The sequence below is a fragment of the Mycobacteroides sp. PCS013 genome, assembly GCF_049532645.1.
GTDB classification, from domain to species: Bacteria; Actinomycetota; Actinomycetes; order Mycobacteriales; family Mycobacteriaceae; genus Mycobacterium; species Mycobacterium gwanakae.
In genome coordinates this window covers 187,452-203,218 of sequence record NZ_CP150131.1, presented here as the reverse complement: position 1 = coordinate 203,218, position 15,767 = coordinate 187,452, and the positions used below count along the sequence as shown (strand labels likewise).

General features: G+C 62.5%; 12 protein-coding genes. 5 read left to right on the top strand and 7 right to left on the bottom strand.

Features of this window, described 5'->3' with window-relative positions; all coding sequences use genetic code 11:
- Positions 1–6: 6 nt before the first annotated feature.
- Positions 7–447 carry a cyanase gene (gene cynS, locus RHO23_RS00980; RefSeq protein ID WP_423488560.1) on the top strand — a complete coding sequence of 147 codons (441 nt, stop codon included), beginning with the start codon at positions 7–9 and terminating at the stop codon, positions 445–447.
- A 4-nt stretch (positions 448–451) separates the two neighbouring features.
- On the opposite strand, the gene RHO23_RS00975 is transcribed toward cynS, so the two are convergent.
- Positions 452–1,441, bottom strand: a complete 990-nt coding sequence (locus RHO23_RS00975; RefSeq protein WP_423488559.1) for a hypothetical protein — start codon at positions 1,439–1,441, stop codon at positions 452–454.
- 119 nt (positions 1,442–1,560) lie between these two features.
- Here RHO23_RS00975 and RHO23_RS00970 point away from each other — a divergent pair, with 119 nt between their 5' ends.
- Positions 1,561–2,481 (top strand): DUF1942 domain-containing protein, encoded by a 921-nt coding sequence (locus RHO23_RS00970; RefSeq protein WP_423488558.1) that lies wholly within the window; start codon positions 1,561–1,563, stop codon positions 2,479–2,481.
- 63 nt (positions 2,482–2,544) lie between these two features.
- Here the strand turns inward: RHO23_RS00970 and RHO23_RS00965 are convergent, their stop codons facing one another.
- Both RHO23_RS00965 and RHO23_RS00960 read right to left on the bottom strand, forming a co-directional pair.
- Positions 2,545–3,447, bottom strand: a complete 903-nt coding sequence (locus RHO23_RS00965) for a hypothetical protein (protein WP_064407934.1) — start codon at positions 3,445–3,447, stop codon at positions 2,545–2,547.
- Positions 3,448–3,580: 133 nt separating this feature from the next.
- Complete coding sequence (locus tag RHO23_RS00960; RefSeq protein ID WP_030094473.1) at positions 3,581–4,183, bottom strand: TetR/AcrR family transcriptional regulator; 603 nt, start codon at positions 4,181–4,183, stop codon at positions 3,581–3,583.
- Positions 4,184–4,270: 87 nt separating this feature from the next.
- On the opposite strand from RHO23_RS00960, the gene RHO23_RS00955 reads away from it, so the two are divergent.
- Entirely contained in the window at positions 4,271–5,371 is a 1,101-nt protein-coding gene (locus tag RHO23_RS00955) for an oxygenase MpaB family protein (RefSeq protein ID WP_064407933.1), read from the top strand.
- A gap of 210 nt (positions 5,372–5,581) precedes the next feature.
- Positions 5,582–7,192 (top strand): LA2681 family HEPN domain-containing protein, encoded by a 1,611-nt coding sequence (locus RHO23_RS00950; RefSeq protein WP_070942815.1) that lies wholly within the window; start codon positions 5,582–5,584, stop codon positions 7,190–7,192.
- Between the two features lie 461 nt (positions 7,193–7,653).
- On the opposite strand, the gene RHO23_RS00945 is transcribed toward RHO23_RS00950, so the two are convergent.
- From RHO23_RS00945 to RHO23_RS00930, 4 genes are all read right to left on the bottom strand, one after another.
- The gene (locus tag RHO23_RS00945; protein WP_070942817.1) at positions 7,654–8,550 is read right to left on the bottom strand and encodes an SPFH domain-containing protein; all 897 of its coding nucleotides are present in this window, start codon (positions 8,548–8,550) and stop codon (positions 7,654–7,656) included.
- Between the two features lie 114 nt (positions 8,551–8,664).
- A complete protein-coding gene (locus RHO23_RS00940; protein WP_234798293.1) occupies positions 8,665–9,180 on the bottom strand; it encodes an LpqN/LpqT family lipoprotein in 516 nt (171 codons plus the stop codon).
- An 812-nt stretch (positions 9,181–9,992) separates the two neighbouring features.
- Entirely contained in the window at positions 9,993–12,248 is a 2,256-nt protein-coding gene (locus RHO23_RS00935; protein ID WP_070942818.1) for a hypothetical protein, read from the bottom strand.
- A gap of 56 nt (positions 12,249–12,304) precedes the next feature.
- Positions 12,305–13,303 carry a hypothetical protein gene (locus RHO23_RS00930; protein ID WP_070942898.1) on the bottom strand — a complete coding sequence of 333 codons (999 nt, stop codon included), beginning with the start codon at positions 13,301–13,303 and terminating at the stop codon, positions 12,305–12,307.
- A 616-nt stretch (positions 13,304–13,919) separates the two neighbouring features.
- Between RHO23_RS00930 and RHO23_RS00925 the strand changes: the two genes are divergently transcribed.
- Positions 13,920–15,731 carry a BCCT family transporter gene (locus RHO23_RS00925; protein WP_070942819.1) on the top strand — a complete coding sequence of 604 codons (1,812 nt, stop codon included), beginning with the start codon at positions 13,920–13,922 and terminating at the stop codon, positions 15,729–15,731.
- The last annotated feature ends 36 nt before the right edge of the window (positions 15,732–15,767 follow it).

Below are 15,767 nucleotides of genomic sequence, written 5' to 3'. Positions count from 1 at the left end.
GAGGTCATGACCAAGGACGAAGCCGCCGAACTGATCACCGCTCGCCGCCTCGAGAAGAAGTTGACGTGGCAGTACATCGCGGAAGCGATTGACTCACCACTGATTTGGACCATTGCCGCGCTTCTCGGCCAGCACCCGGTGCCCGAAGCGAAGGCCGCCAAGGTGGCGGAACTTCTCGAGCTGGGGCCGCAGGTCACCGCCGCGTTACGGGCCCAGCCGTACCGCGGCACGCTGGACGGTGGTGCACCGTCTGACCCGACGATCTACCGGCTGTATGAGGCGCTGAGCGTCTACGGCCCGGCGATCAAGGAAGCCATCCACGAGGAGTTCGGCGACGGCATCATGAGCGCCATCAACTTCAAGGTCGACATCGCGCGCCGCGCCGATCCCGACGGCGATCGTGTGGTCCTGACTCTCGACGGGAAGTTTCTCGACTACCGGTGGTGATCGCTCACAGCAGGTCGCGGATGTTGCGACCCGTAATGGCGCCCCATTTGGTGTCGAGCGCATTCATCAACAGCTGCCAGTACGGCGCCCATAACGTGCGTTGCGCCATCGCCGGAGGCATGGTCTTGTAGGTAGCCGTTTGTTGCGTCCACCGCCACGCCAGTCCCCTGGCGACATCGTCGATGCACCAATAAATCAGTTCATTCGGGTTGTTCGTGGTCTTCCATACGAATCCCTTTTTCGGATCACGCGTGTGGTACCAGAACTGCGCTCCATCCAGCACATACTGCGGAGCGGTATTGGAGTGGCGCTCCCCCTTGGCCAGCTCCGTCGGCACGGGCACTTCGGAGATCGCGACTTCACCAGCGAGCCGGCTCAACACGGCAATACGGACATCGAGCTGCTCGCGGATCCACTCCGAACTCCCCGGACTCCCGGGCTCGGGCGCACTCGCGGCCGGGACGGGCGCGGGCGTCTGCTCGGAGACCGTCGGTAGATCAGCGGGGGCTGACTGCTCGGCGGGAACACTACCCTCGACGTCGACGATCGCCCCTCCCGCCCAGTCGACCTTGGCAGGGTTGAGCACGCCGTCTTCTTCTAACGACAAATCCACGACGTAAGCGACGTCGACGAGGGCATCGCGGGCGCCGGGTGCGAGTGAGACTCCGGGGCGCCGGGCGCCGAGCAGCGCGACGTGCACCATGAAGAATTCGCCGTCATCGTCCCGGTCGCAATACTCACGTTCATACCGGGCGGCGTCGGCCGTTTCAAACCGGTGCTTGACCGGCGGTTCCAGCAGCACACTGCAGAATTGCACGGGATGATCGGCATCTCCGTCCAGCGTGCCGAGTTCTGTTGCGTTAATGGGCAGTTCGGCGGCCAAGCTCGGCACGGCATCATCCGCCACAGCACGGATGGTGAATATGCGTGCGTCGGGTGGCCAGTCGTCTGGCTCCGGCGCGGCCCCCTCGTGACCGGTGGAATCAACCGTCATGTTCTTAACCGTATGGCAATCGTGTACTTCGGGCGACGATGGTGCACCCAGACCTGTTAGTTTTACGACAGACCGTCCCCGCTGGGGGGAGCATTTCGGACGTCAAGGAGACCACCATCGTGAAGATCAATGTGCCCATCACTGCCGCCTTGGGGGCCGTCGCGGCGGCCGCCGGACTTGCCCTGATGCCGACCGCCGGCGCCGACACCACGCTCGGCCAGCAAGGTCGCCTGACCAACGGCGATGTCGTGCAGGCGTGGACCGTCAGCGACCTGAAGGTCAGCACCGACCAGCTGTCGTACCAGCCCAAGGGCACCCTGTGGGAGGCGACCGCCACCGACGAGGCCATCCAGGGCAGCGTCATCCCCATCGTCGCCAACTTCAACGCGAAGGCCAGCGACGGCGAGACCTATCGCGTGCTGTACGGCGTACCCAGCGAGCAGGGCGTGAACCCGGGAACCCTGTCGCAGGGCGAGAAGACCAGCGGCAAGATCTACTTCGACGTGACCGGTGCCGCCCCCGAGACGGTGACCTACACCTCCGGTGACGAGGACCTGCTCACCTGGAAGGCCGCGCCCGCCGCTGCCGCGCCGCGTTCGGGCGGCTCTTCCAGCCAGTCGCATGGCACCGCCCCCGCGCCCGCCACCAGCGCCGCGCCCACCACGTCCGCGGCACCTGCCGCTGTTCCCGCGGGCAGCCAGGGCACCCCGCTGCCCGCCGGTAGCCAGGGCACCCCGGTGGATGGACAGCAGCCCGCGGCGACCGCGACCCCGACGGTAGCTCCCGTGACCGCAACGCCGGGTCCGACTCCTGCCACCCCGGTCCCCGCCGAAGGCACGCCGCTGAACAGCACCGCGGTGCCCGCTACCCCGGCCCCCGCCTCGCCGGTACCCGCGACTCCGGTCCCCGGCGCCGAGGGTGCTCCGCAGACCGCGACCCCACCAGTGGCCGCGCTTCCCGCCGTTCCGGCCTCGGAGAGCACCCCGCACCGCCAGCGCGCAGCGGGCAGCCAGGGCACTCCGGTGTCCACCGAGGGCTAGTAGAAGCCTCAGGAACCGTTTCGGCATTGACCGCCGGCCGCCTCGTGCGGCCGGCGGTTTTTGTTATGAGTGCGAGGACCACCAGGCATACAGCTGGTCGAGAGTCGGACCGGTCACGCCCGAACGCGTCTCGCTGAGCAGCAGCCGCTCCTCGTCGGTCCAACCGACCACCGGGTGTCCCTGGTTGGTGCCGCAGAAGACCGTGCCGCTCACCTGATCCGGCGTGGCGTTGCGACGCCACGGTCCCGGCGACTGAATCCGGCCGGGGCACACCACCACCGCGTTACGTTTCGTCAGACGGCTCAACCCTGCCGCGAGCGCGGACCTGTCCTTCACCAGCGAGTAGCTGGCCTCCAGCGGCCCATCCGGATCGTCACTACGCCCGCACTTTACTTGTGCCACTGCCTCATTCGCGGGTTCAACGGCCTTGCAGGCCGACGTCGCGTATCCCGTCGGAAGCATGGAGAGCAAGCGAGCTTCGGCATCGGAGTCCCTGCTAGTCACCGTTGTCGATGGGGCCGCGCTCGGTTCCGCGGGCGGGGCGTCGTCGCCACCGCCTGCGAATGCGGCGACCACACCACCGACGACGACCACCACAGCGGCCAGCACCGCGCCACCAATCACTAACGGCCGCTTGCTTCTTTGCGGCTTGTCCTCCCAGGACGAGAAATCAACCGGAGTCGTCGGCTTCGCGGGTCCTGGGGCGACGGGGGCCGCCGTGCTGAAGTGCTCGTGACTCGGCCACTGCAGGTACTGACCGCTTGGTTCTACCGCGGGCGAGTGTGGTTGCACGAATGCCGGCTCATCGAGAAACGGCGGCCGGCCAAACTCCTGCTCCGGCGCGGCGAACGGACCGGGTTCAGACAACATCCCGGGAAACGCGTTGAGGACCGGTAGCGGCGCGGTATCCGCGGCATCAGACGAGTCGTCGGCCGACGGTGAGCCCGCTCCGATGTCCGTATCCATCCACTACCCCCAATGTCTAGTCGTTATGTCCCCGACCATGGTCAATGCACAAAGATTACTTGGCCCGGTCGCCCACCGGCCGAAAGCACACACAGTGGACGCCTGGGAACCGGGCCGACGTCGCACCGCCTGGCTACAGCAGCGCCTTGCTGGGCGCCGGCACCAAGGCCCGCGCGATCGGCAGAATGTACTCACGGGCGTACTGCTCGGCGTCTTCCCTGGTAGCCAGCTCCCGGCGGGCGCTGGGCGCAAGGATTAACGAATGCGTCAGGCGCACAAATACTTCCGCCACACCGTAAGCGTCGTCGACAACATCGCCGGCGCTGCGGCTCACGTGACCCGCCAGGTATGTGGTCGCCATATCCAGGGCTGGGCCTGCCCCATTGGTCAAGACCGGCAGCACTGACTCCGGATCTGTTTCCACCGCCCGCTGCATCAGTGGGTGGGTGTGCACATGCCAATAGATTCCGGTGAATCCCGCCACGAGCTTGTCCTCGGGGCTCTTCAGCGCCGCGATTTCGCGGTCGATGGCGGAGAACATCGTCTGCGCCTCCCGCATGAGGACCGCGAGCACAAGCTCGGTCTTGTTGGACCAGCGGCGATAGACCGTCATATGCGATACGCCCGCACGCCGCGCGATCTCGTCGACCGTCGCCCGCCGAAGACCGAAGCTGAGCATGGTCTGCAGCGCGGCCTCGAGGATGCGCTCGCCGGTCGGATCCGGATCTGCAGACACAGCTCAGTCTCTCACGCAGAGGTACTTCCCAACTTCGTGTGGCAATGTTAGCTTCTAACTAAATTACTAACACCGACGGAGGATGCAATGACGCATGTACTACCGCGCGACACCACGCATGACGGCGAATCGAACCGAGATACCCACGAAGAGGGCTTGGCTTTCCTCCGCGCGACCGGCACACGCCCGCGCGTCATGGACGCATTTCGCAAGCACCTGGGCAGCCCCCTAACCGGCGTATTCGGCGGGGTGCTGTTCGACGAGGTAGCCCTGCTGCCGGTGGCGGCGTCTGTGGACCGCTCCGGACGGTTCCGCCAGAATTTCACCGACCGCGGCATTCGGAGTGCGCTGAGCGCGATGTCCCTGCTCGCCGGCAATCAGCAGCAGCGAGCAGATACGGCGCAATGGCTCAAGGAGCGCCACCGCGATGTGCGAGGCACGGGAGTCGGCGAGTACGCGGGGATTCGTTACAGCGCATTGGATCCCGAGCTGTGGATATGGATCGCAGCCAGTGCCATGAACGCCACTTTGGAGGCCTTCCCATACTGCACGGGTTACTCGATGAATCCCGCCGAAAAGGAGGCCGCATATCAATATCAGCGGTACCTGTTCAAGGATCTCGAACTACCCAGCGCCAAGGGGAAATTCCCGGAAACATACGCCGCATTCGTCGAGTACTACGACGACATGGTGTCAAACAAACTGCAGTCCAACGGCTTTCTGCGCGAGCAGTTCGCCGGATTAATGCGGCTACCACTGCCCACACTGTTACTCCCCGCCGCGATGCGCCCGGCCCTATTGCCGCTCTGGCTCGCGATTCGCCCGATCGCGGGCCGGGTGATTCAGGTGTGCTCGGCCAAGGCGATGCACCCCGAGATACGCGAGATGATCGGGTTCCGGCTCAAGCCCCGCCACCACGTCGAGTTCGCCCTCTATACCCGGCTCCTGCAGCTGGTGTGGCGTGTGACACCGGAACGGCTGCTGATAGAACCCATGTTGTACAACACGATTCGCATAGACGATGCCCGCGCTCAGCTCGATGGATCGCGTACCGCGCAGCGCAAGTACGAGAAGATCTCGCGAACCCTGACCCGCCGCAACGAGCGACTGGCAGACTTCTATCACGGCTATCGCCTGGATAGCTTTGCCGCCCCTGAACGCCCGACCGGTACCTGCCCGTTCGGATGAGAGCCCACGGGGACAGCCCGGTAGACTCCTGTGCTGATCCCCGCCCTCGGGGACGTGTTGAAAATTCCGTCGCAGCTGATCAACCGTGGCGCCGTTTATGGCCTCGGAACGCGATAGTGCCGATTTCGGAACGCGCCTAGTCGTCTCAGGTTGAGGAAACTGGACGGCATGTGCGGGGTGGGCCGCAACGACAGCCTGCAGACTTGAGGGATGGACGAAGACGCCCTCCGAGACGTCGCCGGGTTGACGTACTTCCTTGACGGGAAAGTCGACGAAGACCCGCAGCGAGTCGCAGCCTTGCTAACAACGGTCGTGGGAGAGGCGTTCGGCGGCTCTCCCACACCTACCCAGACTCGCGATGCGGCCATCTTGATGAACGCCGCCGGAGTAGTGATCAATGCTGCGTGTCGCACGGGTGACGTGGAGGCCCTGATGACTGCCGAGGGGTGGATGACTTCTGTGATTGACAGTGGCCTTGTGGCCGGCAGCCAGTATGAATCGGCGGCGCTCTACAACCTGGCAAACTGCCAGACGTCGATAGCCGATATTCGCGTCAGCCTCGCCTCGACCCAAGCCCCTGAACGAACTCAGATGCAGGCTTGGGTAGCGACCCGGTTCGCCGATCACGAGCGGCTCCGGCTAGCACGACAGAACCTCAAGTCATCCGCGATGTTGCTCGACGGCGGCCTTGAGCGCAGTACCCGCTGGTGCAACCTTGCGAACACTCTAGATCATTCAGGGCGCTGGATAGAGGCGTACGACGCCTATGTTCGTGTACTCCGGGAAGCCCCCAGCAACGGAAACGCCGCGGGCAACGCCGCTGTAATGATCAGCAGGGTCATCGGTGCCGGTTGGGACTACGAGGGCCATTTGTGCAACCTCTACGACCAGTACCTGCGGCAAGCCAAAGACAACCGAGCCGTGACAGTGGCAGTCGCGGGCGAGGCTGCAGCGCAGCGCTATGACCACATGGAACTAACTGGCACTGACATTCCGCCGACCACGCCAGCTGCATCAGGTGACCCTTACCTCATGTGGATCGCTTCTCATCGGCTGGCGCTCGCTGCCGCCCTTGAAGATCTGGGATCAAGCAGTAAGGAGACACGCTGGGACACAATCGGATTGAATCAAGTCTCGACCAAGTTGGATGCGGCGTCACCACCACTGATCTTTGCAATGCTCAACGTACTCAAGGCCGACTTCCTGGTCGCAAGGAGACTTGCCTACGAAGCCGAGGAAGCCCTCGCCACGACCGACGGCTGGGCGCAGCATCCCACAGACCCAGGTGTGTACGCCGATACGCTCAATTACGCTGTGTACGGCGAGGTTTCGTCGAAACTAATTTTGGCGCATCGCGCCGCGCTAGATGTACTCGATAAGACGGCTGTCGCCGTCAACGAACATTTGCAAGTTGGCGACAATCCGAAAAAGGTGTCGTTTCGTAAGTTTTGGTTCGAGGACGTTGCGTGCACACAGCTGCGGTCGGCGCTAATCGGTCACGCTGGTCTTTCCAACGCAATACTGTCGCTGGCCGAGCTTGCAATAGACATGGCCCCAGACAGCCTGTACGGCCATGCCCAACTCGTGCGCAACGCGGGCACACACCGGTTCATCACAGTCCATCTGGGCATCACGGACGTCGAGAGCAGCGCAACGATGCAGGCCATCACTCTGGAAACGATGCGCGAAACGTGCATAGAGGCGCTGACCGTCGCCCGCGCCGCGTTCATCTACCTAGTTGAACTGCTCAGGGTCTTCGAATCGAACAAGGCGGGCTCCACGCATGCGGCGGTTCCACTCTTCTTGCCGGAGATGCACTAACCGCACTGCACCACAGCGTGTTTACGAAATATGACAGAAGGCAATGGCAGAGGCCGGAGCGAGCGGTACCGTCATCACTCCAGATACTGGGTCTGCTGCACGGATGGTGACATCTGATTGTGTAGTGCCGGACGGTGCTGCCGGAGAGGATGTCTGGCATGACGAAGCCGTATCCAGATGAGTTCCGCCGGGACGTGGTGGGTGTGGCCCGTCAGGGTCATTGCGCCGTTGACGCAGGTCGCTGCCGATCCCGGGGTCAGCGAGGCCAGTTTGCAGAACTGGCTGGCCGAGGCCGATGTCGAAGACGGCATCAAGCCCGGTGTCAATGCGGCCGAGCCTGCCGAGTTGCGGGTGGCCCGGAAACGTATCCGGTTGCTAGAGCAAGAGAAAGAAGATCAACTCCAGCGGTCACGCGTAAACGAAATCAGCACAAGAGGACTGATTCATCCACGCTTAGGTGGTCAGCCTTCGGGGACAGTGATCGGGTTGGGGATGCTCAGGGTCGGAACCACACCTTGTCCGATGGGGAAGCAGTTGAGGTTCTTGCCCGTTTCGGCCATCTTGTTCAGACAGTTAGCGATGGAGATTCGAAGGTCCGGTGGTGGCATCTTGGCAAGTTCCTCGGCGGCCTCACGCTTCTTCTTGTTGGTTTCCACTTCTTGGCCAGCCTTGGTGGTATTCGCGCGTTCCTCGTTGATCTGGTTTATGCGCTCTTCGGTCTTGTCGTCGTAGTCGATCGTCGGTACCGACACATCCAAAATTTCGACTTCTTTGCCGACCTTGGTGCGTAGCAGACCTAATGCCTGGGCGGCGATACTGGGCAGCGGCGACTCTTCCAAGTTCTTTTTGTCCAGCGGGTCGAATTTGGCGAACGCCTCGTTCAAGGCGACCTTGAGGTTGCGCTCAATCAGGTTCACGCGAACACCGTCGAAAGTCTTGTACTGCACGAATAGTTCGTCTGCCGAGTCCGGCTTGATCTGCCACCGAATCGAGGCGTCCGCCAATGCGGTGGAGTTGTTGCCCAGCCGAACCGGGATTCGGCGGTCGCTGCCCGCGACAGCCTGGTAGGTGTCGATCTGTACCGCACCATCCATTTCATGTACCTGCACCCATGGGAATTTGAAGTGGAGCCCGTTGTTGAAGGTCTGCCCGGTGGGCCGGTTGAACGCCGTCGCGATACCGACCTGCCGGGTACCGACAATGGTCACCACCGACGACACCAGCACCACTACAGCAAGGAAAACCGCCGCCACGCCCGCACCAAGCAACACCGCACGCCGGGCAGATACCCTGCGCCCCAGCATGATCAACACCACACCGATGAGGACCAGCACGACGGTAACAAAACTTGAGGTCATCGAATCTCCTTGCAATGGTGGTGCGTTGCAGCCCTTGCGTGCATGCACCTGTTAGACCCGGCTGCGGCAGCCGCCCCAACCGGTAGGCCAAAGGCGGGCGAGCAGCGCAGGCTGTTAGCGGCTATTACCAGGCAGCCGAAACTGGAAGCCCTCCAGGATTACTTGCTTACCTGCGGTGTAGGCGGGATTGCCGGGCTCGGCGGTTTGGATGGTCAGCACCGTGGCCCAGATCTTGGGCCCTGCCTCAACCGCAGCGATCAGGGCAGTCACCGGCCGGTTCTGCAGGGTGTAAGTGATCGTGCTACTCGGGTGCCCACACACCGTGCCCGCAGTGCGGGACTCAACGGCCACGCCACCTTGCTCCACACTGGCGATCTCGGCATCAACACCCTGCTGCGCTGAGGTGACCTTGCCGGACAAATCTTCCAATGTCACCACCGCATTCGGTGTGAAATCGTTGGCCCGCAACCCCACGTTGGCTACAGCCCCGCGAATCACCGGCGAATTCATCGCCGGCGAATACTGCCACCCCCGCGGTGTCGGCACTGCCAACATCGGCTCGTCCGGCGCCTTGGCATCCAACGTGACTCGAGGAATGTCACTGGTCGCGCACCCATCGACGGCAGCCACAGACGGCGATGTTGATGACGACGTCACCGACGCGGCAGATGTGTTGGATGCGTCGCTTGGCGACTGCTGCGAAGAACACCCCGCTGCAACGGCGACGATTACACCCAATACGGCGACAGCAGTACGTTTGGGTTCCCTCACGGCAAGCATCCCTTTCTCAATCCTCATCTCTTATAGACCGTTCACGCTTCTCATATCTATTAACTCGCTTAACGGGCAACCGAAAGGGTCTAAATATCTTCGCGAAAGTATTATTACCCAGAGGGGTGAGCCATAGGGCAAATATAAACCGGGCGACCATTATCCCTGCGATACAGCCGAATGCGATAGCAAGATTGGGCGCGACAAAGATAAACAGCGAAGACGCCGCTAACTGAACATACCATCCGCTCTTGGAGGGCAGCTTTCTATTAAAATCATCTCCAAACACAAGCGAGACGATGAGTACACAGTTCAGAACCAGGACCAGCGCATACAATCCATTCATCACCCGGTGCCCATCATTCTTCGCCGCCCACCGATATAGTGACGTGTCGACGGCGCCTGGCGATCTTGATGATGTTTATAGCGATCACTAGACCGCCGCATAAAATACCGATTCGTAGCGTCTGCGAGTCAGTTAGCCAATACAGTCCGCTAGCTGTGAGCGCCACGCAACATATTCCGCCCATCGCCAACGGTAGCAGCTGTGCTGGCGACGAATACGGACGTACTTGCATCAGAGTGAGGAGGGTTACCGCTCCGATGAAACCGATTAAGCCGATAAATACTGCAGCTACCGTGAGCATGAGCTGATCCTCGTTCCCTGTCTGTCACAAACTACCGAAGAAGGATGCGACGGCACCACCGGCCGTTGACAGTGCTGATCCGGCTGAGCGGGCAGCGCCGCCGAGTGCTTTTCCTACCTCCGAACCGATGCCGCTGCCGACGAACCCGCCGATCACGCCTCCTACGACGCCGCCTACGGCTGTGCCCGGGCCGGGGAGGAATGATCCGATTGCCGCGCCGACCAAGGCGCCAGCTTCTGCCCCAGCCCATGCCCCAGCCAGAGATCCCGCAGTTGCGCCTACCGTTTCCGGTATAGGGGCACCGTTGGCTAGGTCGACCCCCATCTTGCCGACTTCCAGAACGCGGCCTACCGCTGTGAAGCGTTCGCCCGCCTTCACGAAGTTCTCGGCCTGGCTTTTAGTGATGGCGCCGATAGTCTTGCCTGTGTCACCCCAGTGCGTGCCGGTGGGACTGTATGTCCCGCGGGCTTTCAGACCGTCGGCGACCTGTCCGAGGTGGAAATCGGCGGGGAATTGGTCGCCTGGTTGCGCAGCCTTCTGCGTGCCCTGTTCGGCAGCTTTCGCTGCCTGCTGGGTCGCCTGCTGAGTAGTTTGTTGTGTCGCCTGCTGCGTGCTTTGTTGGCCAGCCTGCTGGGCGGCTTGTTGTGAGCCGCGCCGGGTGGCCGCTGTTGCCAGATCGGTGGGGTCGATGGGGTTCTTTTTCGGCGTGTCAGGCTGCTTTTGAGGTGTCTGATCAGGCTGTTTCTGCGGCTGCTGTTGTGCCGGGTTCTGGTGGTTTGCCGGGTTTTGTGGCTGCTGCTGGCCCGGTTGAGTTTGTCCGGGTTGGGGTTGTTGTGCTGGTTGCTGCCCGGGCTGTCCCTGTGGTTGCGGCACTCCTGGCTGCTGTTGCGGCGCCTGCTGTACCGGCTGTTGGGGTGCCTGTTGCGCGGGCTGCTGACCAGCTGGGTCTTGCGGTGCTTGGGCTGGCTGTTGCGGGGCCTGGGGCGCCTGCTGCATAGGTTGTTGGGCAGGTGCTTGTTGGACCGGCTGCGGAGCCTGCTGTACCGGTGCTTGTTGGACCGGTGCTTGGGCGGGGGGTTGTGCGTCGGGTTGCCAGGGTCCGTAGTTGGGTAGCGGTTCGCCATGGGCGGCGCGTTGACCGGACATTTGTGGGCCCATGTTTTGGGAGGCTTGCTGGCCGCCGCCTTGGGCGGGGTTTTCGTTGTAGATCGAGATTCCCGAGTTTTGGTTCAGGGGCGCCTGGTTGATGCCGCCTTGATAGTCGGGTTGCTGGGCGGGCATGTCCGGTGGTCTGAACTGGCTGCCGCCCCCCGGGGGACCGTCAAGGCCGCCTCCGCCACCGCAATCTGGTGGGCAGGCGGCACGCGCCAGGGGTGCGGCGCCGGGGCCGGTGTAATCGGCCGGGGACGCCAGTCCAAATCCCATGGCGCTAAACCAGATGAGTGCGATGACGGCGCCGCCGGCCTGCATCTGCCCGAGCGGGCTGGTTCCGCCGCCGCTGCTGCCGTGGGTGTGGGCCCAGGTCCACCACCCTGATAGTGCTTTCCACCACCACGTGTTCGCGAAGAAAGCGACGGTCAATATCGCAGCAATGGCCGCCAAGGCAGCCATCGGGTCGTCGCCGGAAAGCCACCCCGACACCCGCGGAACGACGTACCCGGACAGGAACACCAGCGCGACCCCGCCGGCGAGCAGGGTTAAGCCGAGGCCAGGGTGACTGGACCAAAACAGCGCCCATCGCTGCTGCTGGCTGAGGTTGTTTTGGCGTTCTCGGGCGCCTGAATTGGCGAAGATCAGCGTGGCAAGGGTTTTGGCGCCGCCGAATAGCAGCGCACCAGAAACAGCGATCAGCGCCACAACCACCAGCTGCGAGATCAACGTCCACTCGGTCGCGCCGCCGGTGCCGGTGATGTGTGTCCACCAGCTGGCGGCGTGTCCGCGCATCACCCACCAAATACCGCTGGCGCCAATGACGATTCCGGCCGTGGCACGCACAGGGGCAGAAATACTAGCCAGCGGCACCAAGGCTGCGGCGGTGACCGGGGCCAAGGCACGACGCAGCAAGGTGATGCCCTTGCCCAAGGCAGTAAACGCCAAGCACAGCAGCACAACCCAGCCAACCGACCCCACCGCACCGCCACCGGGAGTCAGCACGTGCAGGCCCCACACCCCCGCAGTCACCAAGGCGGCCCCGATAATCCCGGCACCGACGCCGGTCAACTCCGGCGCTCGCAACGGCGCTGCTGCGGGCAGGGTCTGCGTGGGCGCATCCTCATTCATCGACAAGATCCTTTCCCCGAAATTGTGTTGTGGAAAGTGCTGTGTAGGTGGACATGTCAGGTGCCCGCGCCCGTAGCGGCGGGGCCGGGTCTCATGTTTTCTTTGGCCCAGCGGGTATGCCCGTTAGCCGCTGCTAGACAACCCTCGTAGTCGTCGCCGTCGTACCCGAACGCGGTGACACACGCGTTGGTCAAATCGGCCATGAATGTGTTCTCACACGTCAACGCGCTGGTGCGGGCGGGGACTGCGCTCATGCATGCGGCCAGCCTGGCACAAGGCGGCACGAAATCAGCGGCCGCGCCGGGGGTTCCGTCGTTGTCGTTGCCGCGGAATTGTGGTGGCCCGGAAACACACCGGCCGTCCACGGTGTTGGCTGGTGCTTTAGGTGCGGGGTCACCTTGAGCCACTGCCGGAACACTGGCCGATGGCCGGTAGGCCACGGTGATGGTGACGGGAAAATTGAGCAACCTGACTTCGCCGACGTTCAGATTCACATCCGATTGCTGATACAGATAGCTGCCACCGATGGATGGGTTCACCGAGATCGGGTTCCCGGCTCCGTCTTTCGCATCAGGAATGCTCAACGCTCCGATAATCGCTGCCGGACGCCCGGGGGCGGCGTCGGTCTCAACCACCACCGCTTGCCCGGCCTGGCGCAGATGAGTGCCCTCCGGATACCTGACCCCTAGCGTGAAGTCACTGGGCGAGATAAAGGTTTTGCGGATCATGCGAATATCCGCGCCGCCACCGGCATCGGGAATCACCACATAATCGACCGGCGGTGACCCATAAGCAGCCGCACCACCTTCACCCCAATTAGCAGCGGTCAAGGCGCGTTCGTTGGGCAGGTGAATGACCACTTGCTTACCCGGCCAGGCGGTTGCCGCGTGCACACCGTCGGACGCGATCGGCGGCAGCGCAGCTATCGACCGCTCACGCGGCTCAGCCAACGGTCGCCCGGTGCCATCGCCCATTCCCTGCGGAACATTCGACTTCACTTGAGCGCCACCGATGTTGACAGTGCGCGGCAGATTGTCCGGCTGCGGAACTGCCAGCGGCGGCGGAACCGGAGCAGGAGGCCCCGGCTGATTCGGGTCAGCCTCCGCCTGCCAACCGGCACCAGCGACCAACTGGGCCGTCGCCGGCACGGCCATCATGGCCATCGCAATGACGACCACTGCGACACGACGGGCATTCAGACGCCGACCAGGAGCGCGGGTATGTTGCTGAAAAGCGGCACATGCAAGCATCCGGCGGCAAGTGATCACCCGCACCCCCGCCTGGGCCATGATTGCAATCCTCCGCGAGATAGTAGTTGCCACTCGACTGGAAATTACAGCGTCCAGCCACTTACTGCAGACCATTCTATCTCAGAGTATTGCCGTGTAGTTACCAAGCGAACCCGATAGCCGAGTGTTTCCCCATTGGTCACCATGCGACCCGTCGGATCGGGGGTGTCACCGTCAGCGCGATAAGTATGCCGATCGCGTCCTCACCTGCTTCTAGAGATCTTTGGGTTAGCCATAGATTGTGGCCGCCCCGACTGTGCTCTCCATAGTTATCCGAGGCGTGTGATGGGCACGATTGATGCGTACCGGGCGGCGCCGTCGCTTAGGGTTATCGACACCGACGCTGATACCTGATGAGACTTTGACGAGGACGGCAAGTACGTTGACACCGCAATCGACCCCACCTGACAACACCCAGGGCACCGCGAATCCGGTGCGGCGTGCTTGGCGCAGCATCAGGCCGCAAGTCTTCATTCCGGCATCGATCATCATCATCGGGATGATCGCCCTGGCCGTCGTATTAGCGAAAGGCAAACAGGACGCTTTTGCTCAGCTGAACAAGACAATCGGCGAGGGGGTCGGCTGGTGGTACATCCTCGTTGCCACCGGATTTGTGGCGTTCGCGTTGTACTGCGGATTCTCCCGCGTCGGCACCATCCGGCTGGGCCGCGACGATGAGCAGCCCGAATTCAGTTTCCCCGCGTGGCTTGCCATGCTGTTCAGCGCAGGAATGGGGATCGGCCTGGTCTTCTACGGTGTCTCCGAACCACTAAGCCACTACGTACATCCCCCCGCGTCGCGTGGTATCCCTGCGCAGACCACTGCGGCAGCTAACCAAGCCATGTCGTTGACTTTGTTCCATTGGGGACTGCATGCCTGGAGTATCTACGTGGTTGTCGGCCTCGGCATGGCCTATATGACCTATCGCAAGGGACGCCCCTTGTCGGTGCGGTGGCTGTTAGAGCCGCTACTGGGACGTCAGCGCGTGGAGGGATTCATCGGCGATGTGGTCGATGTCGTGGCGATCGTCGGCACATTGTTCGGTGTCGCGACCTCACTAGGTTTCGGCATCACACAGATCGCGGCCGGTTTGCAATATCTGGGATGGATTCAGGTCACCAACGGGTGGAAGGTCGCCTTGATAGTCGTCATCACCTCAGCGGCCACTCTCTCGGTGGTCAGCGGGGTCAGTAAGGGTCTCAAATGGCTGTCCAACATCAACATGATGTTGGCCGCGGCCTTGACCGCCTTCGTGCTGTTGCTAGGTCCCACACTGTTTCTCCTGCAATCGTGGGTGCAAAACCTCGGTGGTTACATCCAATCGCTACCGGCATTAATGCTGCGCACAGCACCGTTCTCTCACGATGGCTGGGTCATCGACTGGACAGTGTTCTATTGGGGTTGGTGGATGAGCTGGGCGCCGTTTGTCGGCATGTTCATCGCCCGAATCTCGCGCGGACGAACCATCCGCGAGTTCGTCGGCGGAGTACTGCTGGCGCCCACGGTGATCAGCTCACTATGGTTCACCGTTTTCGGCGGCACCGCCTTATTTCAGCGCAGAGCAGCCCCGGAGACCGGCGCGGCCGTGGACCCCAACACCTCGTTGTTTCAGATGCTCGAAGGGTTACCACTGGGCGTCATCACCAGCGTGCTCGCCATCGCCGTCATCGTATTTTTCTTCGTAACCTCCTCGGACTCCGGCTCTTTGGTTATCGACATACTGTCCTCTGGGGGCGAGCTGGACACGCCCAAAATCACTCGCGTCTACTGGGCGTTGCTGGAAGGGGCCGCGGCCGCGGTCCTACTACTTGTTGGCGGGCGCGGTTCCCTGCAGGCACTGCAGACCGCATCAATCGCTACCGCGGTACCGTTCTCTTTAATCATGGTCGCGGCATGTTTAGCCATGCTCAAGGCATTTCATTTCGATATAGCCACCACGCCCCGGTTGCTGCATATCTCAGTAGCCGATGCACTTCCGACACCGAAGGGTCGACGTGGTGGCGTCTCTGCAACTCTGTCCGGGCTGTTCGCGGTGCGTGATGTCGATGCGCATTCGTGCGAGAGGCACCCCGACACCGGCGAGCTGACCGTCCTAGATCCACCAGATCCCCTCGGAGATAAGGGCTTTGAGCCCGGTGGGCAAGAGTTATGGGCCGCCACAGCCAACGAGAACACATCGACGCCACACGATTAGGCAAGCGGCTACTCGCCTGCAACGTAGCGCCAGGCT